The sequence below is a fragment of the Picosynechococcus sp. PCC 7117 genome (assembly GCF_001693275.1).
Lineage (GTDB): Bacteria > Cyanobacteriota > Cyanobacteriia > Cyanobacteriales > MRBY01 > MRBY01.
Genome location: NZ_CP016477.1, coordinates 1,362,635 through 1,383,981 on the forward strand (window position 1 = coordinate 1,362,635; position 21,347 = coordinate 1,383,981).

Consider the following 21,347-nt stretch of genomic DNA (forward strand, 5'->3'; position numbering starts at 1 on the left):
GACAGGAAGCATTTAGGGGTTCATTCAATGTATTACAGTTCTTTACAGGGCCGCAAAATCAATAAAAAAATCAATAAAAGATTACGGCGATCACTTCGGCTTTTTGAGGCTTGTTTAGGATTGCGCTGCCTGCTGTTCAAAGAAGTCTGCTTGGGTCGCAAAAATTTCAAACACACGGTTCATATTGGTCAACTCAAACAGCATTTGTACCTGTTCATTGACGTTGCATAAAATCATTTTCGCCCCGTGGGAGCGCACCGTTTTTAATAATAAAACCAATGATCCGAGGCCGGCACTGTCCATAAATGTGATTCCAGCAAAATCAAGGACAACAACTTCTTTTTTTTCCTCGGTAATACTTTTGAGTAAATCATCTTTAAACTCAAGGGATTTAATATTATCAAAAATGCCCGTGGGGTGAAAGACTGCAATTTTGTTATCCATAATGAACGCAGAATCGTTAAAAAAGAATCAAAAACTAGGTAAAAATTTTAAATCAATCTTGATGGTCAAGAAGGTGAGGCGTTGTCCTCAAGCGCAGTGACCCAGGGAGACTGTTTTAGCTTAGTCTACATTGTCGTCCTTTGAACCAGACCTATTCTTTTCAATCCATGGGCTTGGCAACAAATGGCGTTTCTACCTTAAATATTATCCGAGCCTAGGGGCAACCTGGCGGGGAAAATTGGATTTTTTAGGCTCAGGCTTGCGGTGGCGTGGTGGGTCGTTGTCTACTGTCTCAGGGAGCAGCCTGATAAAATGCCCAGGGTGTGGCAGCCAGAGTACAGGATAGCGCCGATGGTAAGGAAGATTTTGATTTTGGGGGGCACGGGCCGCATCGGTCAACGGGTGGCAGCGGCGATCGCCCCCCTGGGTTCAGTGACAGTTACAGGGCGTTCTGGGCGGACAGCAAAGGCGCTCCAGGGAACATTTCTGCGCCTTGATTTAGAAGATTTAGCAGCTTTAGAAAAGGCGATCGCCAACCATGATCTGGTGATTCACTGTGCGGGGCCATTTCACCGCCGGGATGGGCGAGTGCTACAAACCTGCATCCACCAAGGCAAAAATTACATTGACGTTAGTGATCACCGTTGCCTGTACCAAAAGCTCAAACCCCTGACCCAAGCCGCTACGGAAGCCGGAATTATTGCGGTGTGTAATGCAGGGGTCTTTCCGGGGATTTCTAACAGTATGGTGCGCCTCGGTGTAGAGCAGCTCGACGAACCTCACAAAATTGAGCTTTATTATGGTGTCGCAGGTTCCGGAGGCGCTGGAGAAACGGTGCTGACCACGACTTTTCTGGGGTTAGGAGAACCTTTTCTGGTGTTCCAAGGGGGCACTTGGCAAGCCAAACAACCCTATTCCAAGCCGACGATTATCGATTTTCCGGCACCCATTGGCAAAACAACGGTGTATTGGTTTGATGTGGCGGAAACTTTTACCTTTGCTGAGTCTTTTCCGGTAGAAACGGTGGTCACAAAATTTGGTTCTCTGCCCAATTTTTATAATCAGCTGACGCGGGCCATGACCCTATTGCCGGAATCATTACGCCAACATCCCCGCATCATTCAAGGTCTCAGCAAAATTGGCTACGGTATGACCAAGCTCACGGATTCCTTTACGGGGGTTGGGGTGGCGATGCGAGCGATTGTTAGCGGCATAAAAGATGCTACGCCCCAGCAGGTTACGGTGGATTTTGTTCATGAACACACGGCGATCGCCGCTGGCTTAGGGGTTGTTCTGGTGGCGGAGTTAGTTTTGAGTGAGCAAATTAACCAGCCTGGTCTCTATCCCGTCGAGCAGATTATTCCCAGTGATTTGTTTTTGGCCTGGGCACGCCAGCATCAACTCCAACTTTCTTGGAACATTCAACCTTCTGAAAAGAATTAGGCGATCGCCAATTGAACATTCACTAGAAATCTGGTCACTATTTTTAAACTGTCGCTGTTAGGGCCGATTGCTTGAGTTGCAGGAAAGTCGAAATTTTATGGGCCACTTTTTCAGGATAAAAATAATGGAAAAAGTATCGACCTTGGGGGCATTGCCACAGGGTATCCTCCGGCTTGAGCCAAGGCTGCCAATCTGTTTGAAGTTTCTGATCAATCACCACATCATCACTGCTCCCACAAACCAACAAAGGCATTGAGACCGAGCGGGGCGGCAAAGATTGATTCCGACAAAGGGTGTGGAGAGGCAGGGCCGTTTTGAGGTCGCTTTCGAGCACGTCCCGCAGTTGATAAACGGTGGCTGGCGGTTGAATCCCAAATAGGTTGTAAACGGTCTGCTTTAGGAGAATACTTCTCGGACAAGGTAACAGGCGCAACTGGGCATAATAATGGGCCTGCCAATCCACCGCCGGATAAGCCCCTACCGACAGCAAGGTCAGGGATTTCACCCGTTCTGGGTGGCGATCGCCGTAGAGCAATGCCACTAATCCGCCAGTGCCATGGCCCAGCAAATGGACGGGGCGATCGCACTGCTTGAGGTAATCATGAAGCAAGACTAAAACATCATCAAGGGAACGGGCTTCGTCCATCGATTGCTGATATTCCCAATAGTGAACTGAGTGTTTTTTTGCTAATACCTTCAGGAGAGGTATATCAAAGGATTTAAAAGCGGGATTAACGTTTAACCACAGCACATCATTGGTTTGGTACATTTTTATTTTTAGAATAATTTTTTATTGTTGTTATTGATTAAAAAAATTTATTTGGAAAAATCCCTTTACCGAATTCCTTTTGATTCCACCAGAGGAAGAGTACAACAAGCTCCTCCCCTGAATGACATTAATCAAGCGTTCTACAGACCAAAGGCTGGTTTAAGTTGGGCAACCCAAGCTTGAATACGTTCTGCCGTCAATTCCGGTTGATTATCTTCATCGATCGCCAAACCGATAAATTTACCGTCCCGTTCCGCTTTGGATTCGCTGTGGTCATAACCAGCGGTGGGCCATTGGCCTACGGTTTTCCCGCCAAGGCTGGTAATTTTTTCTTCTAAAATGCCCATGGCATCCTGAAAATTGTCGGCATAGCCCACTTGATCCCCAGCCCCAAAATAGGCAATGGTTTTTCCTGAAAAGTCTACGTCATCGAGATCATCATAGAGGGCTTCCCAGTCTGACTGTAGTTCTCCCACATTCCAGGTTGGACAACCAATGATCAGCTGATCAAAATCCCGTAGTGCTTCGATATCAACCTCAGCCACATCAAAAAGTTCGACAATGTCTGAACCACCAAAGGCCGCTTGGATCGCTTGGGCAAGTTCTTCTGTGTTGCCTGTTTGTGTGCCGAAAAATAAACCAATTTTTGACATGATTAAAACCGTAATCTTGCTTTAGAAAGTTGTTTGAATTGAAAAATCAATTACTCTAAAAAGAGTCGCGTTAGGAGAAAGAAAAAAGGTTCCAAATCACTGCATGGAACCCGATTGTCTATGAGAGGAAAACTTTTACTAAGTTGATGTGTAGCGGTTAAAAAAACCTAGGCATCCAGTGGATCGCTAAGGACTTTTTCGACTCGACGGAAATCAAAGCCCATGGCGCGGAGGGCGTGCCAGAGGTGCCCCTGGAGGAAGAAAAAGGCAAAGAAAAAATGGGCATTGGCTAACCAGGCACGGGAAGTGTGTTCGTTCATGGGGAGCTCGATGGTGTCGGCAAAGTAAGGCACAATGCTGAGTTTGACATCGAGAACAGGCCCATAAAATTCAACGGGATAGGCCGTGGTATTCACTGCGCAGAAGTAGGCGGCCACAAATCCCGCCAAGGCGATCGCCCCCAGGGAATAGGACAAAATCGCTTCCCCAGAGAACAGGAGCACCTTTTTTGCCCACTGGAGTGGCGGCACGAGAATGTGCCAAATTCCCCCAGCCACAAGCAGCACACCCACATAAATATGGCCACCAACGATATCTTCGAGATTATCAACGGTGGCGAAGTGGGTTTGATACCCGTAGATCACCGCCGGATCGAGGGTCGGCTCTGTAACCAAGCGCACGGTTTGGGTCGCTGTGTCGTACAAACCGCCAAAGTACATCGCTTTCACTACGAGCAAGAAAGCACCCAGTCCCAGCAACAGTAAGTGATGGCCCAAAATTAAACCCAATTGCTTCGGGTCTTCCCAATCAAAATGGAAACGACGGGCTGGGCCGGTGGCTGTTTTGAGATCTTGGGGGCCACGCAACACATGGAACAATCCCCCTGCCGCCAGTACCGCTGAAGAAATTAGGTGAATTGCACCAATGACAAAATAAGGCTCTGTATTGATCGCACCGTTTCCTTCGATGCCCAGGCCAAGGGTGGCTAAATGGGGCAAGAGGATTAAATTTTGCTCGCCCATGGGTAGGGTCGGGTCAAAGTAAGAAATTTCGAACAACGTGAAGGCCCCTGCCCAGAAAACAATTAAGGCAGCATGGGCCACGTGGGCACCAATAAACTGACCGGAAAGGTCAGCAAACCGGGCATTGCCTGCCCACCATTCGTATTTAACGTCTGGATTATCGTAGGTTTGCATCGTGATTTTAAAAAGAGTGGTCGTTAAAACTAATCAGGCTAATCACTTATCGCATATATTTAGCAATAAAGGATTGGCTTTATCCTACAATTATTCTCAGTAAAGTCAAGTTAACTTTTGTAAAAAGTTGCCCTGGCCAATCACTCCATGAGACCAAAAATCTTATCCCTGCAAAGAAAATAGGAGTTTTTACGAATTTCTCGCTCCACTTCTCGCCGCAACGATCACGTCTTTTTTGCTAATTAGTTTTGATATGAAGAAACCCAATAATTATTTCAGACAAGTTTTATCACTATTAATTATCAGTTGGTGTTCATGCAATAAAAGGCGATCGCCTAGGTATCAGTCGGATTCCTGGCCGCAAACTACGCTAAATTAACTAAGTCCAATTCTCGAAGCCCATGGAAATCGCAACCTGGAACGTGAACTCGGTGCGTTCTCGCCAAACCCACATCTGCCAATGGTTAGAACAAACGGGGGTTGATCTGCTCTGTCTCCAAGAAACAAAGGTGGTAGATCCGGACTTTCCCCGGCAGCCCTTTGAAGCCCTGGGGTATCACACCTCGATCTCTGGCCAAAAATCCTACAATGGCGTTGCTCTCCTCAGTCGGGAACCGCTCCAGGACGTGATTATTGGTTTTACGCCTGTGGTCGGGGCGGCGATCGCCCAGGATTTTGACGCGCAGAAACGGGTGATTTCTGGGGTGATTGGCGATGTGCGGGTGGTGAATCTCTATGTGCCTAATGGTTCCGCCGTCGGTAGCGAAAAATATGACTACAAGCTGGGCTGGTTTGAGGTTCTCAAGGCCTATTTAAAAGAATTGTGCAAAGACGATCGAGAGATTTTAATGTGCGGTGATTTTAATATTGCCCTCGAAGACCGCGATATTTATATGCCGAAAAAACCCGATCACATTATGGCTTCCCCCGCAGAACGGAAAACTTTAACAGACGTTTTGAACCTTGGTTTTCAGGATGTCTTCCGCAAATTCAACCAAGAGGCAGATCAATTTAGCTGGTGGGATTATCGGACGCGGGGTTTTAGTCGGAATCGTGGCTGGCGCATTGACCACATTTACCTCACAGAACAACTTTACGGCCAGGCGAAACGCTGTTGGATCGACCGGGAGCCGCGCGGTTGGGAAAAACCCAGTGACCATACCCCCGTGATTGTGGAGCTTTAAACCGATGGAACCGCTTACCCTCCGGAATCAAACTTTTACCTGGGGCGATCGCACCTATGTGATGGGAATTCTCAACGTTACCCCCGACAGTTTTAGTGATGGCGGCCAGTTCAATTCCGTTGCTTCGGCCTTGGCCCAAGCGGACAAAATGGTGGCCGCAGGCATTGATATCCTTGACATTGGTGGTCAATCGACCCGACCTGGTGCGGCACAAATTTCCCTCGCGGAAGAGTTAGACCGGACAATTCCTGTGATTCGAGCGCTTCGAGAAAAATTTCAAACGGTGATTTCCATCGACACCACCCGTGCAACCGTGGCAAAAGAGGCGATCGCCGCTGGGGCCGATATTGTTAATGATATTTCTGGGGCGACCTTTGACGCGCAAATGCTGACGGTGGTGCGGGATTTAAACGTGCCAATTATTTTGATGCACATCCGGGGCACACCCGAAACCATGCAAAGTCTAACGGACTACCAAGATCTGATTGCCGATCTGAAAACTTTTTTCCAAGGGCGCATCGCTGCTGCCCTAGAATTGGGCATCCCGAAAAATCACCTGATCCTCGATCCGGGCATTGGTTTTGCGAAAACAGCCCTGCAAAATTACGATCTCATTCGCCAGCTCCAGGACTTTCGCGATCTGGGTTATCCGCTCCTGGTGGGGCCTTCCCGTAAAAGCTTTATTGGCCATATCCTCAACGAACCAGATCCCACGCAACGGGTGTGGGGGACAGCGGCGGCCTGTACTGGGGCGATCGCCTTTGGGGCCGATATCCTCCGGGTGCATGATGGCCCAGAAATGATCGATGTGGCGAAAATTGCCGATGCGATTTGGCGGCCTACAAAGAGCGCAGAAACTTAAAGAATTCAGTCAAGAAATTTTGAAGTTTTTCGTTATCGGCGTATTTTTTCTTGGAGAGTAACAGCGCCGTTTTACTATTAATTTCGCTCAGGGTCGGGTAAACATGAATCCCCGTTAAGGCCGAAACCGGTAAACGATAGGTCATCGCCAGAACAATTTCATGGATCAGCTCCCCTGCCATTGGCCCTACTAGATGTGCCCCCAGGATTTCGCCGTTATGACGCACAATCAATTTATTAAAGCCCACGGTAGAATCCTCCGCCTGGGCCCGATCCACTGACGCAAAGGGCACTTTCAAAATCAACACATCACCGTAGCGTTTTCGGGCTTGTTCCTCGGTCATGCCAACCCGTGCCACTTCCGGATCAGTAAAAGTCGCCCAGGGAATCACCCGATAATTGACGCTTTTGAGAAATAGCTGCAGCGGATTCAGGGCATTTTGGAGCACAACAACGGCTTCGTAACCCGCCACATGGGTAAACTGATAGCCCCCAATCACATCGCCGCAAGCATAGATCCGACCATTGGTCGTTTGGAGTTTCTCATTCACATGGATGCCTTGACTGTCGTAGTCCACTCCAGCGGCTTCTAGGTTGAGGGATTTGATATTGGGAGTGCGGCCCGTAGCCAAGAGAATTTCATCGGCGATCGCCGCCACCTGGGAATCATCCTCGGTGTAGAGGTGTTTTTTGCCCTTGACCACTGCTACCCGTTTTAACCGGGCATTTTTCAGAATGGTGATTCCTTCTTGGTTAAATTGTTGCTCCAGGACGGCGGCGGCGTCGGGGTCTTCTTTGGGCAAAAGGCGATCGCGGCTCGCAAACAGAGTCACTTCTGTCCCCAAACGGTGGAAGGCTTGCCCCAACTCACAACCAATCGGCCCCGACCCAATCACCGCAAGGGATGCTGGCTGCTCCGTGAGGGAAAACACCTGTTCATTGGTAATAAAGCCCGCTTCCTGGAGCCCTTCGACGGGGGGGACAGCAGGCCGTGACCCGGTGGCAATCACAAAGGCGCGGGCCGTTAGCTTGCGACCATTGACGAGAAAAGTTTTGCCGTCGAGAAACTGGCCATCGCCAAAAATCACCTCGACCCCAAGCCCCTCAAATCGTTCTGGAGAATCATGGGGTTCAATGGTGGCGATCGCCTTTTGTACATGGCCCATTGCTTCTGAAAAATTAATTTCTGGCGCTTTCGTATGAACGCCGACCCGTCCTGCGTGGCGCACTTGGTGGGCAACTTTTGCCGCATGGAGAAAAGATTTACTGGGAACGCAACCATACCAGAGGCAATCTCCCCCAAGGCGATTCTTTTCCACCAGAGCCACCTTTGCCTTTAACTGGGCCGCTGCACTGGCCACCACGAGGCCTCCAGAACCACCGCCGATGATGACAATATCGTAATCCACAGCCACAGTTAAGTTTCTCCATTGGTGCAGTCAAGTGATTTTATTTTGCGCGAAAATTTCCCCTTTGTATCGCTAACGTTGGGATTTTCAGGAAATTTTTAACTCTTTTTCTGCTTAGCTTCAGTTTTGTCGCCCGCTTTCCCCAGGCCAAGGGGTGATTGTCTGAAACCACTACAATACGAGTTAATTAGTTGATTTACTCGATGGGAACTCCTTTGAAAATGTTACGAAAACTCTTGTTTGGCCTAACGCTCATGGTGGGTGCTGGCTTCAGTATGCCGGCCCAGGCGGATGTTGTTGCCTATCCTTTGGTTTATAACATCGATGACCAACCCTTTGAGGGGTATGTTGCCCGCAACGAAGGCTTTGGGGATGATCAGCCGATTGTTTTACTCGTGCACGACTGGGATGGCCTCAATCGCTACGAGAAAATGCGCGCGAATATGCTCTCGACCCAAGGTTATACGGTACTTGCCCTTGATCTGTATGGTCAGGGGGTACGACCCGAAAATGTCGCTGAATCCCAAGCAGAAAGTGGCAAACTCTATGGCGATCGCCAACTGATGCGCGAAAGATTACAAGCAGGCTTAGAAGTCGCCAAGCAACTCGAAGGGGTTGACCCAGAAAAAGTTGCCATCATGGGCTACTGCTTTGGCGGTTCGGCAGTGCTAGAAATGGCCCGGTCAGGGGCAGATCTCGACGGCTTCATTTCCTTCCACGGCGGCTTAGCCCTACCAGAAGGCCAAGATTACAGTGAAACCACAGGTTCCGTTTTAGTGCTCCATGGATCGGCTGATCCAGTCTCTCCCATCGCTGAAGTGGCCGCCCTCGCCACAGATTTAAACGAAGCGGGCGTGACCTACGACATGGAAATCTATGGGGGCGGCTTACACTCTTTTACCAAGTGGGATTCTAGCGATTATGACCCCCAAGCGGATCTCAAATCCTGGGATGAACTACTCGAATTTTTAAAAACAGTTTTTTAAACCAGATCAATTTTTCATTTCAGAAAAATTACAGTTCATTATCGGCAAGTTTTGGAAAAATATCATTCCAGGCTTGCTTTTTTGATGTTTTTCGCCACGGTAAAACAGCAATTAGTACAAATTTTTACATCATTAATTTCACGCCCATTGGGAAACTTTTCCGTGGCTTAACCTGTCATGGATTTTTACACAAGGATTGAGTTAAGCAGGATATTTAGCACCATGAAACCCTTCACACGCCAATGGGTACTGCTGGGCCTTATTCCCCTCCTGACTTTGGGGTCACTACTGCCCATATTGCCCGCCGCCGCTGACCCCAGAAGAAACAACACCCCCGAAAATTCCTACGAATACTATAGATATCGTTGGGATTATGATGACGATGATGACTGGGATGATTATGACGATGACGACGATGATCGCTATCGATATCAATACCGTCGATACGACTGGCGAGATGAAATTTCTTCCTGGGATAGAATTTTTAATGACATTGATCGCAATTACAACAATCGTATTCCCCGCGAGCTTTTTTACTTTCTAAGACGCGACCAAAATCTGCGGCGGAGCCTGTTTCAAACCTTCGGTCTGCCTAGGGGAAATGACAATTTGATCCGTGACATTATTCTGGGTGTTCTTTTCGATCGTAACTACAACAATTACAATAACTACCGTTATCAGCGCGGGTTTGACTACGGCATCGATGCTAGTTGCTTACCAGCCCGGTGGCGACAGGAATATTATCGCGGCAACCCAGTGCCTCCCTATTTGTTACGGCAATGTGGTCGCGTGCGTTCGTATGATTACGATGATTAGCTAAAACGATTTCCCTAGGGTTGTTTCACTGAGGGGACATCGGGTCTACGGAACAAACCGAGGCTATAAAGATAGAGCGTCCCGACGGAACTGAGAAAGAGCACATAGGCGATCGCCTGGGCCAGGTAAATTTTTTGGCGATAACCCAACAAAGATTTCAGCAGAATCCCCGGAAACTGCTTGTCGGGTAAAGTTTCTGACAAATCCCAAAGCTGAATCCCTAGAACGCAGGCTGGGGCAGGGGAAATGCAGAGGGCTTGATATTGGGTTTGGATCTGGGCAAAAAGGGCGATCGCCGCATCGATGTGCTTTAAAACACCGACCACCAGCCCCGCAATAATCAGCAGCAGAAAGATTCCCATCACCTGAAAAAATAACTTGATATTCAGCCGTACCCCCAGGGCAAAGAGGAGAAACCCTAGCACCGTTGCCACAGTCAAGCCAGCCATCGCCCCAAGACTCGGCGGCAGCCATCCCCCTTGGAATTGGGCCACAATAAAAATCACCGTTTCAAATCCCTCCCGGAGTACCGCAATAAAAATCAGGGAAAATACCGCCCAGGCCGCCGTTTCTCTGTCCTGGAGTGCCGCTTGCAATGCCCCTTCGACATCGGACTTTAAAGATTTGGCCTGGCGGGTCATCCAAATGAGCATCCAACTCAACATGGCGATCGCCACAACCCCAAAACTCCCTTCGAGGATTTGTTTAAAAACTGGCGCATAGGCTCCATCCGTCGTCGCCACCTGTAACAGCAGCCCCCACAGACCCCAGCCCACCAGGACACTCGCCCCCAACCCGGCACCAATGCCACCATAGACCCACTTTTGTAGGGACATCTGCTGCGCTTTCGCCAGACAAGCCAAGACAATGCCCACCACCAGGGCCGCTTCAAAGCCCTCCCGCAACGTAATCACAAAGGCGGGTAATGCTGCACTAATTTCCATAACTGATCCCATCAATTTCGGTGACGTTTTTCGCTTGCGCAATGCTTTTTTGATCCTAAAGGATTTTCCTTAAGACCTAGGTGATCGCCAAAAGTCCCTTACTCTCACCATCGCTGCGATGAATATTTTGCATCCAAATTTTGCATAAAAGCGACAGCCAATCACGATTAATACTTAACGGCTCTGACAAGGCATTTTTTATCTTGACTGAACGGTCAAAAATAAAGCAACCCAAAAATGCTCACAATGCATTTTCTGCAACATTTTGCTCTCTATTGGTAACCACAGAAAGTCATTTTATTCACAAAGTCATATTATTCACAACTTTTGGTCAAGGACACCAGGAAGGAAAGGAATACAGATAAACTCTTAGATAGTTGCCTTAGTGTGTGGCAGAGCATTGTCCATTGCAGCCGTCACCTAACATTTCATCGAATAACGCCACATGACCAACCTTACGCTTCTTCAGCTTTGTATTTGGCTTAGTCACAAACACGGGGACCCCCTGGATGGACTGCGTCAAGAGCTATTATTGCGGGCGTTAGAAGGGTACAAATTAAAAGATATTCAGATCGATGGCTATTCCCACAGCTATGTAAAACGGGTTATTGCTCCGGATCTTTGGAAACGCCTCGGACGTTATTGTAACCAACGGGTGGGGATTCGTTCACTCCAGTTGGCTTTGACTACTAAATATGAGCAGCTCTCGGAACAAGAAAAGGCAGCGGTCGATAAAATTGTACCCAACGGTATGGCCGCAACGACGGAGTCCCAAGTGCCAGCCCCAACACCACCCCAGTACCAAGGGATTCCGAGAAACAAGAATCATTTTTATAACCAAGAGTCAACCCTGCGCACCCTAGGGCAACGGCTCCAACAAAGGGATATTTCATTAATCTTCGTGCTAGGGGGTGGCGGCCTGGGAAAGACCACCCTTGTCAGCGAAGTGCTCCGGCACCACCCACCACTCCAGGAAAACACGCTCTGGTGTAACCTCAGCGATCGCCTCATGTTTGATCACAATTGGGCTTTGATTCAGCAGGAATGGGCTTTAGAAGAACACCCTGACGGGGCGATCGCCCAACTCCAGAATCATTTGCAACAGCAGCCGAAGATTTTAGTCTTTGACCACTGGGAACTGCTCTTTGCCACCGCTTGTCTGTCGGGGAACTATCAACCGCAACACGTAATGTATGTGGAATTTTTAGAGGCGATCGCCCACCAGAGTCTAGCTGGCACCGTTGTCGTGATTTCCCGGGAACATTCCCCCGCCATCGAAGCCTTAGCCACGGATAACCCCAGGGTCACATTGATCACCGTCGAAGGCCTCAGTAATTTAGTCGCCCAGCAAATCCTCCAGGAATATAACCTCCAAGACCCAGAGCTTTGGGCTGATTTGGTCGAGACCTATCGCGGCAACCCCCTCAAGCTCCGGCTAATTGCCACGGGGATTCAAGAATGGTACGGCGGTTCTGTGGCGCAATTTCAAAACCAAGAAACAATTATCGGTGGCAATACCCTACGGGATATCCTCTACAATCTCACCTGCCGCATTAGCAACTCCGAACAGGAAGTGCTCTACTGGCTGATGTTGTGGGGCAAATCCATTACCCTCGAACAACTGCAGGCTAACTTTCATGTAGAAATGCCCTTTGCCAGTGAAGTTTGGGATGCGGTGCGCTCCCTTGACCGACGTTTCCTCCTGGAGAAAAAAGAAAATCATCGCCCCTACTTTGGCCTGCAACCGTCTATCCAGCGTTACCTCGCCCAGGAATTTACCCGGGAATGTTGCCAAGAAATTATCCAGGCGATCGCCACTCTCCCCCAAACCCACTTTAATCACCTCAAACATTTCCCCCTCATGCCCCAGGGAGCCGATCCAAATATCCTGACTTCCCCCGTTATTTGCCCGATCCTGAAGGGACTGCAAAACCGTTATCGGGATTTTTCACAAATCCAAGCAAATTTGCGGCGACTTGCCCAAAACACGCCCCCTGCAAACTCCCTCCAGCACGACTATCGCCAAACCAATCTCACCCTTCTATATGAAACCTTAACGACCTATTTTCTCTAGCCCATCCGGAGATATTTAAAGGAAAAACTTTTCTGGGAATCTTCTGAGGCGATCGCCCTTCTCTGATAGACTTTGGGGTGTTTACAAAAAAACTAAATGACTGGTGGTTTTGATCAACAGTCGCAGTCTGGAGGATAAAAAGCGTGGAAAGCACCCTCGGTTTAGAAATTATTGAAGTTGTCGAACAAGCGGCGATCGCCTCTGCCAAATGGATGGGGATGGGCGAAAAAGATACCGCCGACCAAGTGGCCGTTGAAGCCATGCGGGAACGGATGAATCAAATTCATATGCGCGGTCGCATCGTTATCGGTGAAGGGGAGCGGGATGATGCCCCCATGCTTTACATCGGTGAAGAAGTCGGTATTTGTACCCGTGAAGATGCAAAAACCTATTGCAACCCCGATGAACTGATCGAAATTGACATCGCCGTTGACCCCTGCGAAGGCACCAACCTCGTCGCCAATGGTCAACCCGGTTCCATGGCAGTCCTCGCCATTTCCGAAAAAGGCGGTCTGTTCCATGCCCCCGACTACTACATGAAAAAATTGGCCGCGCCCCCAGCCGCCAAAGGGAAAGTTGACATTCGCAAGTCAGCCACCGAAAACATCAAAATTTTGTCTGAGTGCTTAAATCGTAGCCCAGAAGAATTAGTCATTATCGTGATGGATCGCCCCCGTCACAAAGATCTGATCAAAGAAATTCGGGCCACTGGCGCCCGGGTTCGTTTGATTAGCGATGGGGACGTTTCTGCGGCAATTTGTGCTGCCTTTGCTGGGACGAACATCCATGCGCTGATGGGAATTGGGGCCGCTCCTGAAGGGGTGATCAGTGCCGCCGCGATGCGTTGTTTGGGTGGTCACTTCCAAGGACAACTGATTTACGATCCCGCCGATGTGAATACCCCCGAAAGTGCGGACTGGAATCGCGAAGAAAATATCAAACGCCTCAAGTCCATGGGTGTTGAAGATCCGGACAAGGTTTACGAAGCAGAAGAATTGGCTTCCGGTGAAACAGTTCTGTTCGCGGCCTGTGGGATTACCCCCGGCACCCTCATGGAAGGAGTTCGTCTGTTCCATGGTGGCGCACGCACCCAGTCTCTGGTTATTTCTAGCCAGTCCATGACGGCTCGCTTCGTCGATACCATTCACATGTGGGACAACCCCCAAAATATTCAACTCTAGGATCGGGCTTGACGGCGATCATTGGAGTTTAATCTGTCTGCAACAAAAGGGCGATCGCCAACGAGGGGTCGCCTTTTTTTCGTGCGCTGTCAGCGATTAGGATGCCGTAAAGTTACATAAATTTTCTTTACAAAACCTTTTGTCCCTAAATGTTCGGAGACTACATTGCATAGGAAGTTAAAAAAATCCTTTAATAGAACTCTGCGCTTCCCTTGGATGTTGGAGCCCTAGAGAGATAAAACCTTTAGAGAAAACCCCATGAATATCGTTGTTGTTGGCCTGAGTCATAAAACAGCCCCCGTCGAAATCCGCGAAAAACTCAGTATTCAAGAAGCGAAAATGGACGAGGCGATCGCCCACCTCAAATCCTACCCCCACGTAGAGGAAGTCGCCGTTATCAGTACCTGTAACCGCCTTGAAATCTATGCCGTCGTGCAGGAAACAGAACAGGGCGTGCGGGAAATTTGCCAATTTCTCGCGGAAACCGGACAACTCCAACTCAACCGCCTGCGCCGTTACCTCTTCACCCTGCTGCACCAAGATGCCATTCGTCATTTATTGCGAGTCGCTGCGGGCCTAGAAAGTCTCGTTCTCGGCGAAGGCCAAATCCTCGCCCAGGTCAAAGCCGCCCACAAACTCGGTCAACAGCACAAAGGCCTAGGGCGCTTACTGGATCGGATGTTCAAACGGGCGATCACCGCCGGGAAGCGCGTCCGCAGCGAAACCAACATTGGCACCGGGGCCGTTTCCATTAGCTCCGCCGCCGTGGAATTGGCCCAGATGAAGGTCAAGGATCTTTCCGATCAAAAAATTGCGATTATCGGGGCCGGGAAAATGTCGCGTCTGTTGGTGCAACACCTCGTTTCTAAAGGGGCCGAAGACATCACTATCGTCAACCGTTCCGAACGGGGAGCGCGGGATCTTGCGAAAAAATTCCCCGATGTGGATCTGCAATTAGAACTGTTGCCAGAGATGCTCAATGTCGTTGAACAGGCGGACATTGTCTTTACCAGTACCGGGGCGACAGAACCGATTCTTGACCGAGCGAAACTGGAAAATCTCGATCTTCACACCTTAATCTTGATCGATATTTCTGTGCCCCTTAACGTTGCTGCCGATGTGGAAGAAATCGCCGGCGTTCGTTTATATAATGTAGACGCCCTCAAGGAAGTAGTGGCCCAAAACCAAGCATCCCGCCGCAAAATGGCCGAAGAAGCCGAAGCCCTTTTAGAAGAGGAAGTAGAAAACTATATCCAATGGTGGCAGTCCCTCGAAACCGTTCCGACCATTAGTTCCCTACGCAGCAAAGTCGAAAGCATTCGGGAGCAGGAGCTGGAAAAAGCCCTCTCTCGCCTCGGTGCAGAATTTGAAGAGAAGCACCAGGAAGTCATTGAAACATTGACGCGGGGGATCGTTAATAAAATTCTCCATGATCCGATGGTGCAACTGCGGGCCCAACAGGACATCGAAGCCCGTCGAGTTTGTCTACAATCGCTGCAAATGCTGTTTAACCTCGAAACGGAAGAGGCGATTTAGTAAGAGTCTAAGGCATTATTAAACCCAATAAATTTCGGTTTGAGCCGGTGTTTTCGCTAGGATGATGAACGCGGAGACTCCGGCTCTGTAAGTTTATTTTTTAATTTCTTTTAAATTTCTGAGGTAAATAAATGCGCCAAAATCGATGGAAAAAGGCGATCGCCAGTTTGTTGATCGTGATCAGTTGTACGTTGGCTGCTTGTGGTGGCGTCGGTAGCCTCCAGGGCTATAGCAATGGCACCTATGGCTATCAGTTTCTCTATCCCAATGGTTGGATTCCCGTTGACGTCAGCAAGAGTGATACTGGCGTAGATGTGGTGTTTCGGGATTTGGTGGAATATTCCGAAAATTTGAGCGTCATTATCAGTGATGTTCCCGCCGACAAAGCCTTAGGTGACCTGGGAACTCCCACCGATGTTGGCTATCGGTTTATGAAAGAAGCAAGCCAAAATAGCGATCGCCAACCTGAATTGATCCGGGCCGAAAGCCGCACCGACAAGGGCCAAACCTACTACACCCTCGAATATCGCGTCACCCTCCCTGAAGGTCAAATGCGCCATGACCTCGCCACCGTTGCCGTCAAGCTAGGCAAACTCTATACCTTTAATCTCTCGACCCGCGAAAGCCGTTGGCCCCAAGTGGAGAAACTCTTTAACGCGATGGTCAATTCCTTTAAGGTCTAATTGATGAGCCATATTGAAGCAATATTTTTGACACCTTGATCCGCCAGTGTATCCACCTGGGTATGCTGTAATTGCCTTTGTTTGCGCCGCCTTACCTTAAAACACCATGGAATTTGTCCTTGCGTCCGCTTCCCCAGCCCGTCGTCGTTTACTCCAAGGCATTGGGATCAACCCCATTGTCCACGTGAGTCACTTTGATGAATCCCAAATTCACCATGATGATCCGGCCCAGTTGGTCGAAGCCCTCGCTGCGGCCAAAGCAAAAACCGTGGCCCAACATCGTCAAGATGCTTTAATCCTCGGCTGCGATTCGGTGCTCCATGTCCGGGGCGAAATCCTGGGGAAACCGGCCTCCCCTATTGAGGCGATCGCCCGGTGGCAAACCATGCGGGGCCATTACGGTTTGCTCTACACAGGCCATGCCCTCGTGGATCAAACCCAAAACCAACTGCTCGTGCGCCACGGAGTTACAAAAGTCTATTTCGCGGCCATTGACGATGACACCATTGCGGCCTATGTGCGCAGCGGTGAACCCCTACAATGTGCGGGATGTTTTGCCCTTGAAGGAAAAGGGGGACTTTTTATCGAAAAAATTGAAGGCTGCCATAGTAATGTTATTGGCTTGAGCCTGCCGCTATTGCGGGAAATGTTGACCCACCTCGGCTATACCGTTCAGCACCTGTGGCCCTAGGATCAGCGGCAATGTTCAACAAATAGGGCAATGTTACATTTACTGGCATTTTACCAACGACATTTTAGGGATGGGATATTCTGAGAAGAAATAACATCCGCCCAGCCACCATCCCCAGGCTTTTATCCATACCGCGCCCCCATTTTTGCGCCAACCCAGTGACCAAGGAGATTCCACCATGTCCTTAAGCGATGAATTTAAGCAAGCTCTCCGCAGCGGCGACCTTTCCAAAGCCTTTACGATGGTGGCGAGTAAGGCAGCAACCCTAAATATTACGACTCGCATTGTCCGTCATCCTGACCAGGGTGAGCCCTACCCTCCCGATACGAGTCTCCATACCCAAGTCGATCTCATTAATGGCACCGTCGAAAATGATGTCGGCGAGGCCGTACTCAATACTGCTCAGTACCAAAATCTCCAGCATTTTCACCAACAGCAAGTTGCCCTAGGTCACCGTAAAATTCAAGAAAACTTCCAGGGTTTGCAACAGCTATTTCAGTTGCTCGTGACTCTGCAGCAATATGACCGCTTGATGAATGCCGAGGAACCCCTAGATTTGAAGTTTCTTGAAATTCCTAACCAAACGCTCATGGCCGCCACGGTTAAGGTTGTTGAGCCTTTTTCGGAAACGCCGCCGGATAGTGACAAAATTCCCCCTCTGCCCCATAATCCCCTGCCAACGGTAGCCCCAGAGGCCCCGACCGAATCAGCTGCGGAACCTCAGCCCAGCCTTGTCGCAGAAAAGAACGAGGCGAAGGATCTAGCGGATGCTGATTCTCTCAACTTTTTAGATAATTTTGCGGAAATTGCCCTGGATGAAACGCCAGAGGCATCTCTGACGATCCATGAGGCCCCAGAAATTGAAGATTGGGAAACCCCCGTTGATACCACGGCGGCAGAACGGGCTAACGGCGATCGCCCCGATGCCTATGTTCCCAATTTGGCAGATTTTGAAGTAGACAGCGATCCCTTCGGAGATGAGGCAGTAGACGATTTAGAATTAGAAGATTTACTCGAAGACCCCGAAACTCCCGTAGCAGAGACAGCGACATCGTTAGAAACCACGGATCTAGATGCGGTCGATGATGAGACTTTATTTACATTTTTGAATCAGGATTGGCACAATCACCCAGGCGTCACAGAGATCAAGTCCCTCGATGGGCCGGAGACAGACCGATTGCCTTTACCTCCTCTTCCGGAAAATTGGTTGGAGCAGGAACTGGCCGCAGAAGCAGAGGCTTTACCCGATCTGGCAGAGTCCGAAGCTAATGATGGTGATAGTGAAGCAGATTTAGAGGACTTCAATGAAACCATCGCTGACTTTGGGGAGGATATTTTCATCGAGGATCTGGCCCTCGGCGGACTCCCGGAAGATGAACTTGGCGATCGCCTAAGCCAAGCCTTCCCGGATGTCACCACCGCCGATTTTGACAGTGACCCGGAAGCCTCATCAGGGTTGACGACAGATGAGGCCTTGCCCAGCGAGGAATTCAGCGAAGAAGAAGAATTAGACTTAACGGACTCTGATTTAGAACGTTTAGAGACTTTGGCCGCCGCTGACTTGGACGATCTTCTGGGGAGTAATGAAGAAACGCTCATTGAAACCACCGAAGCAGATGCGGCGATCGCCCCCGAAGAAACCATTGCAGATCACCAAGACCTACCCACGGATCTAGAGGATTTGGACGCCTTTGATTTCAACCTCTTCCCCACAGATTTAGACGAAAATACCCTCGGCCCCTTAAATGCCCCAGACCTTGGCAGTTCAGACTTAGCCCTGGATCTAGAATTAGATGACGACGAAGATCTAGACCTCGATCCCGATGCTTTTGATGCCGATTTTGAGCTTGGGGCGGATCCCTTGGCAACGGCAGATCCCCTAGCCGAGGAAGACTTCGATCTGCCCAGTGATTTTGAGCTTGATCTCGAATCCATTGATCATTCCAACAATATCAGTGATGATTCTGGGTCAGATACCGATTCCCTAGAAGCTCCAGAAGCTCTATCTGAAGAAGATTTCGAGCAATTTGACGATTTTGAGTTTGACCTCGATCAGATGGATCTCTCTGGGGAAATGGCCCTTGATCCCCTCGATGCATCCTTTGATTTAGATCTAGAACAACAAGACTTCACCGAGGATATTCACGTCGCCCCGGCTGATCCTGATGCCCCACCGGAATCCACGACGGATCCCGACGCTTGGCTGTCAGAGGGAGCCGACCCAGAGGAAGAAGACGCTGATATCTTTAACCTAGGGGAACTCGATGAGGCAGCACTGCTTGACTTTGATCTCGATCAAGACCATCTCTCCGAACTTGAAATCGAAGCCCTTGATCACCAGGAAAATTCCCACGACTTTGAGGCCAGTGAGTTCAGCAAAGAGACTGTGATTCAGGCAGATTTTCAACAGCCAGATGACCTTAGTCCGCAAGATGCTACAGCCCTGGGTTTTGACGACTTAGACCTTGACCTTGACCCCCAGACTTTGCCACCGGAGGCCATGGCCCTTTGGGATGATGATCTTGACCTTACAGCCGATCTCCCTTCCCTAGGAGATGAAAGCAACGGCACCAGCGAGGCCAATCATCACCATGACGCAACAGCCGCCCCGACCAATGATTTCAGCGATGATAGTTGGTTAGAGGAACTTGATCTATCGGGTGAACTAGATCCTGATTTCGATCTTGCCCTTGATGACGAAAATTCAGCGATAGATATCACCAGCCTCGATAATCTGGATCAAGACAGTGCCATTGATCTATCCGCCAGCGATGAGGCGATCGCCCCCGATGGGGATCTAGATTTAGAAGAAGCGTTAGCAGATTTAGAAGAGCTGAGTGCCTTTGATAGCAAGGACTTTGATGATTTTGATTTTGGAGACGAGGCGCCTCTTTTTCTAGAAGAAGAGTCCTAGGTGTTACTGCTAACGACGCTCCCAATTGTTTCATCCCACTTTTTTGGTCTCCCATGAATCGTTCTGCTCCCGAAGCCAAATCCCCTCAGCTCCAGCCTGCTGCCATGGACCCATTTATCCAGGCTCTAAATCAGGTTTTTCTGGATGCAACCACCCTAGAGGTCAGTACGATGGTGGTCGATGCCATTGATGGTCAGCGATTCATTCCCCAGGAGGTTTACCAAGATTTGTATTATCTCAGGGAGGATACGCTCAGCCAGCAGCATTACTCCCCCGATTTACAGGCGGCCTACGGCAATTTGCGATCGCAACTGGCGCGACAATACCACGCCCTCCTCAGGGAACCGACACACCCTTTGTATCATGGTGAAAACTCCGGCCCTCTACCCCCACTCCCCAATCCCACGGGCGATGCCCAAGATCAGCGGCAAATTCAAAATCTGCTTGGCGATCGCCAATTTCTCTGTTGCCTACGCAAACTAGGAGAACTCAAAATTGCCCTTGACCAACGCAAACGACAGCACCAACAAGCGAAACAGCCCCTCCCAGAAGGCATTATTTACGCGAAAACAATCCTGCAACTGGATGGCACCATTGCGAATACCTACACCGAAGCCCTGATGAGCCATCCCCACTGCACGACAGTCCTCCAGGCCCACCAGCACAATATCCAAACCAGCGAACAGCAATGGCAGGGACTCTTAAGATTTTTTATCAGTCTCATTCAAGGCACGTTCAAACGACAACCCAAACCGAGTTCACAAACGTCCAAAGCCCGACCAAGCCTCCCCAGAGCGCCCCTTGCCAAGCCCCAATAGTTTCCTCTGTCATTTAAGCTTTTTGCCCTTTCTCCCGTGACTGTTTCCGCCCACCCCTACATCCAACTGGATCAAGAACAGCTAACGCCGCCACCGCAGTCCACACTCTGCCACGGGGTTTTATTTGTGTTGGATCACGATGACCTTTTGCAGCTCCTAGCGCTCAAAAACCAAGGGCAAACCCTAACGTTTACCGATGAGTTCAACCTCGCTTGGCGAAAATATGTGCTTTTTCGGAAAGGTGATTGGCCCCAGGCGTCCCTCTCTTTTCTGTTGCGTTACGAAGGGATCAACGTTTTAAAGACCCAAATTGGACTTGATGGCGGTGTGTTGCACCAAGTGGTAGCGGATCTACTGCCGTCGCCTTCCCTCTATCAACAGCTAGCCGAAATTCAAGGGTGGTTTATTGGGCAATTATTGACGCAATTACCCTGGCGACAACGAAAGTATGGCTTCAGTTATCTTGCCTGGCCCTTGGCGATCGCCTTTGTATTCATCTCTGTGATCTTGGGTTGGTCAACGCTGATGACGCAACCCTTACTGTGGATCCTCGTTCCCATCGTCTTGGGTCTGCTCGGCTGGGGATTGCAGACCTTATTACGACAATGGCGATATCCCCTAAAACGCTGGTTGCTCTCCCAGGTACTTTATGGCCGCTTTGCCCAGCGCGATCGCCTTAGAAACTGGGGACTCCGCTGGCTCCATTTCCTTTGATCGTTGATCAATTAACGTTAAAGCAAACTTT

At 49.5% G+C, this 21,347-nt stretch carries 19 protein-coding genes; 13 read left to right on the plus strand and 6 right to left on the minus strand.

What is annotated here, in order from left to right:
• Positions 1–114: 114 nt before the first annotated feature.
• A complete protein-coding gene (locus AWQ22_RS06605; RefSeq protein ID WP_062433658.1) occupies positions 115–444 on the minus strand; it encodes an STAS domain-containing protein in 330 nt (109 codons plus the stop codon).
• A 351-nt stretch (positions 445–795) separates the two neighbouring features.
• Between AWQ22_RS06605 and AWQ22_RS06610 the strand changes: the two genes are divergently transcribed.
• On the plus strand, positions 796–1,887 hold the full coding sequence (locus tag AWQ22_RS06610; RefSeq protein ID WP_065710557.1) for a saccharopine dehydrogenase family protein: 1,092 nt from the start codon (positions 796–798) through the stop codon (positions 1,885–1,887).
• 43 nt (positions 1,888–1,930) lie between these two features.
• Here the strand turns inward: AWQ22_RS06610 and AWQ22_RS06615 are convergent, their stop codons facing one another.
• The 3 genes from AWQ22_RS06615 to AWQ22_RS06625 form a co-directional block, all read right to left on the minus strand.
• Positions 1,931–2,656 carry an alpha/beta fold hydrolase gene (locus AWQ22_RS06615; RefSeq protein ID WP_065710558.1) on the minus strand — a complete coding sequence of 242 codons (726 nt, stop codon included), beginning with the start codon at positions 2,654–2,656 and terminating at the stop codon, positions 1,931–1,933.
• A gap of 140 nt (positions 2,657–2,796) precedes the next feature.
• The gene (gene fldA, locus AWQ22_RS06620) at positions 2,797–3,309 is read right to left on the minus strand and encodes a flavodoxin FldA (protein WP_062433665.1); all 513 of its coding nucleotides are present in this window, start codon (positions 3,307–3,309) and stop codon (positions 2,797–2,799) included.
• A 167-nt stretch (positions 3,310–3,476) separates the two neighbouring features.
• Positions 3,477–4,505 (minus strand): chlorophyll a/b binding light-harvesting protein, encoded by a 1,029-nt coding sequence (locus AWQ22_RS06625; RefSeq protein WP_030006509.1) that lies wholly within the window; start codon positions 4,503–4,505, stop codon positions 3,477–3,479.
• A 401-nt stretch (positions 4,506–4,906) separates the two neighbouring features.
• Here AWQ22_RS06625 and xth point away from each other — a divergent pair, with 401 nt between their 5' ends.
• Positions 4,907–5,689, plus strand: coding sequence for an exodeoxyribonuclease III (gene xth, locus AWQ22_RS06630; RefSeq protein WP_065710559.1), 783 nt, complete (start codon positions 4,907–4,909; stop codon positions 5,687–5,689).
• A 4-nt stretch (positions 5,690–5,693) separates the two neighbouring features.
• Positions 5,694–6,551, plus strand: a complete 858-nt coding sequence (gene folP, locus AWQ22_RS06635) for a dihydropteroate synthase (RefSeq protein ID WP_065710560.1) — start codon at positions 5,694–5,696, stop codon at positions 6,549–6,551.
• Here the strand turns inward: folP and AWQ22_RS06640 are convergent.
• A complete protein-coding gene (locus tag AWQ22_RS06640) occupies positions 6,529–7,965 on the minus strand; it encodes an NAD(P)/FAD-dependent oxidoreductase (RefSeq protein ID WP_065710561.1) in 1,437 nt (478 codons plus the stop codon). The genes folP and AWQ22_RS06640 overlap by 23 nt on opposite strands.
• Before the next feature lie 215 nt (positions 7,966–8,180).
• Between AWQ22_RS06640 and AWQ22_RS06645 the strand changes: the two genes are divergently transcribed.
• Together AWQ22_RS06645 and AWQ22_RS06650 are read left to right on the plus strand one after the other, a co-directional pair.
• A complete protein-coding gene (locus tag AWQ22_RS06645; RefSeq protein ID WP_065710562.1) occupies positions 8,181–8,945 on the plus strand; it encodes a dienelactone hydrolase family protein in 765 nt (254 codons plus the stop codon).
• A 222-nt stretch (positions 8,946–9,167) separates the two neighbouring features.
• Positions 9,168–9,761, plus strand: a complete 594-nt coding sequence (locus AWQ22_RS06650) for a hypothetical protein (protein ID WP_065710563.1) — start codon at positions 9,168–9,170, stop codon at positions 9,759–9,761.
• A gap of 14 nt (positions 9,762–9,775) precedes the next feature.
• Here the strand turns inward: AWQ22_RS06650 and AWQ22_RS06655 are convergent, their stop codons facing one another.
• Complete coding sequence (locus AWQ22_RS06655) at positions 9,776–10,705, minus strand: FTR1 family protein (protein WP_065710564.1); 930 nt, start codon at positions 10,703–10,705, stop codon at positions 9,776–9,778.
• Between the two features lie 445 nt (positions 10,706–11,150).
• Between AWQ22_RS06655 and AWQ22_RS06660 the strand changes: the two genes are divergently transcribed.
• The 8 genes from AWQ22_RS06660 to AWQ22_RS06695 all read left to right on the plus strand — a co-directional run bounded on the left by AWQ22_RS06660 (position 11,151) and on the right by AWQ22_RS06695 (position 21,316).
• A complete protein-coding gene (locus tag AWQ22_RS06660; RefSeq protein ID WP_030006515.1) occupies positions 11,151–12,779 on the plus strand; it encodes an NB-ARC domain-containing protein in 1,629 nt (542 codons plus the stop codon).
• Between the two features lie 143 nt (positions 12,780–12,922).
• Positions 12,923–13,960 carry a class II fructose-bisphosphatase gene (gene glpX, locus AWQ22_RS06665; protein WP_062433689.1) on the plus strand — a complete coding sequence of 346 codons (1,038 nt, stop codon included), beginning with the start codon at positions 12,923–12,925 and terminating at the stop codon, positions 13,958–13,960.
• A gap of 258 nt (positions 13,961–14,218) precedes the next feature.
• The gene (locus AWQ22_RS06670; protein WP_030006516.1) at positions 14,219–15,496 is read left to right on the plus strand and encodes a glutamyl-tRNA reductase; all 1,278 of its coding nucleotides are present in this window, start codon (positions 14,219–14,221) and stop codon (positions 15,494–15,496) included.
• A 131-nt stretch (positions 15,497–15,627) separates the two neighbouring features.
• Positions 15,628–16,179 (plus strand): photosystem II reaction center PsbP, encoded by a 552-nt coding sequence (gene psbP, locus AWQ22_RS06675; protein ID WP_065710565.1) that lies wholly within the window; start codon positions 15,628–15,630, stop codon positions 16,177–16,179.
• A gap of 106 nt (positions 16,180–16,285) precedes the next feature.
• Positions 16,286–16,870 (plus strand): nucleoside triphosphate pyrophosphatase, encoded by a 585-nt coding sequence (locus AWQ22_RS06680; RefSeq protein ID WP_065710566.1) that lies wholly within the window; start codon positions 16,286–16,288, stop codon positions 16,868–16,870.
• A 178-nt stretch (positions 16,871–17,048) separates the two neighbouring features.
• Positions 17,049–19,784 carry a hypothetical protein gene (locus AWQ22_RS06685; protein ID WP_065710567.1) on the plus strand — a complete coding sequence of 912 codons (2,736 nt, stop codon included), beginning with the start codon at positions 17,049–17,051 and terminating at the stop codon, positions 19,782–19,784.
• Between the two features lie 53 nt (positions 19,785–19,837).
• Positions 19,838–20,602 carry a hypothetical protein gene (locus AWQ22_RS06690; protein WP_065710568.1) on the plus strand — a complete coding sequence of 255 codons (765 nt, stop codon included), beginning with the start codon at positions 19,838–19,840 and terminating at the stop codon, positions 20,600–20,602.
• A gap of 36 nt (positions 20,603–20,638) precedes the next feature.
• Positions 20,639–21,316 carry a hypothetical protein gene (locus AWQ22_RS06695; protein WP_065710569.1) on the plus strand — a complete coding sequence of 226 codons (678 nt, stop codon included), beginning with the start codon at positions 20,639–20,641 and terminating at the stop codon, positions 21,314–21,316.
• Positions 21,317–21,347: the final 31 nt, after the last annotated feature.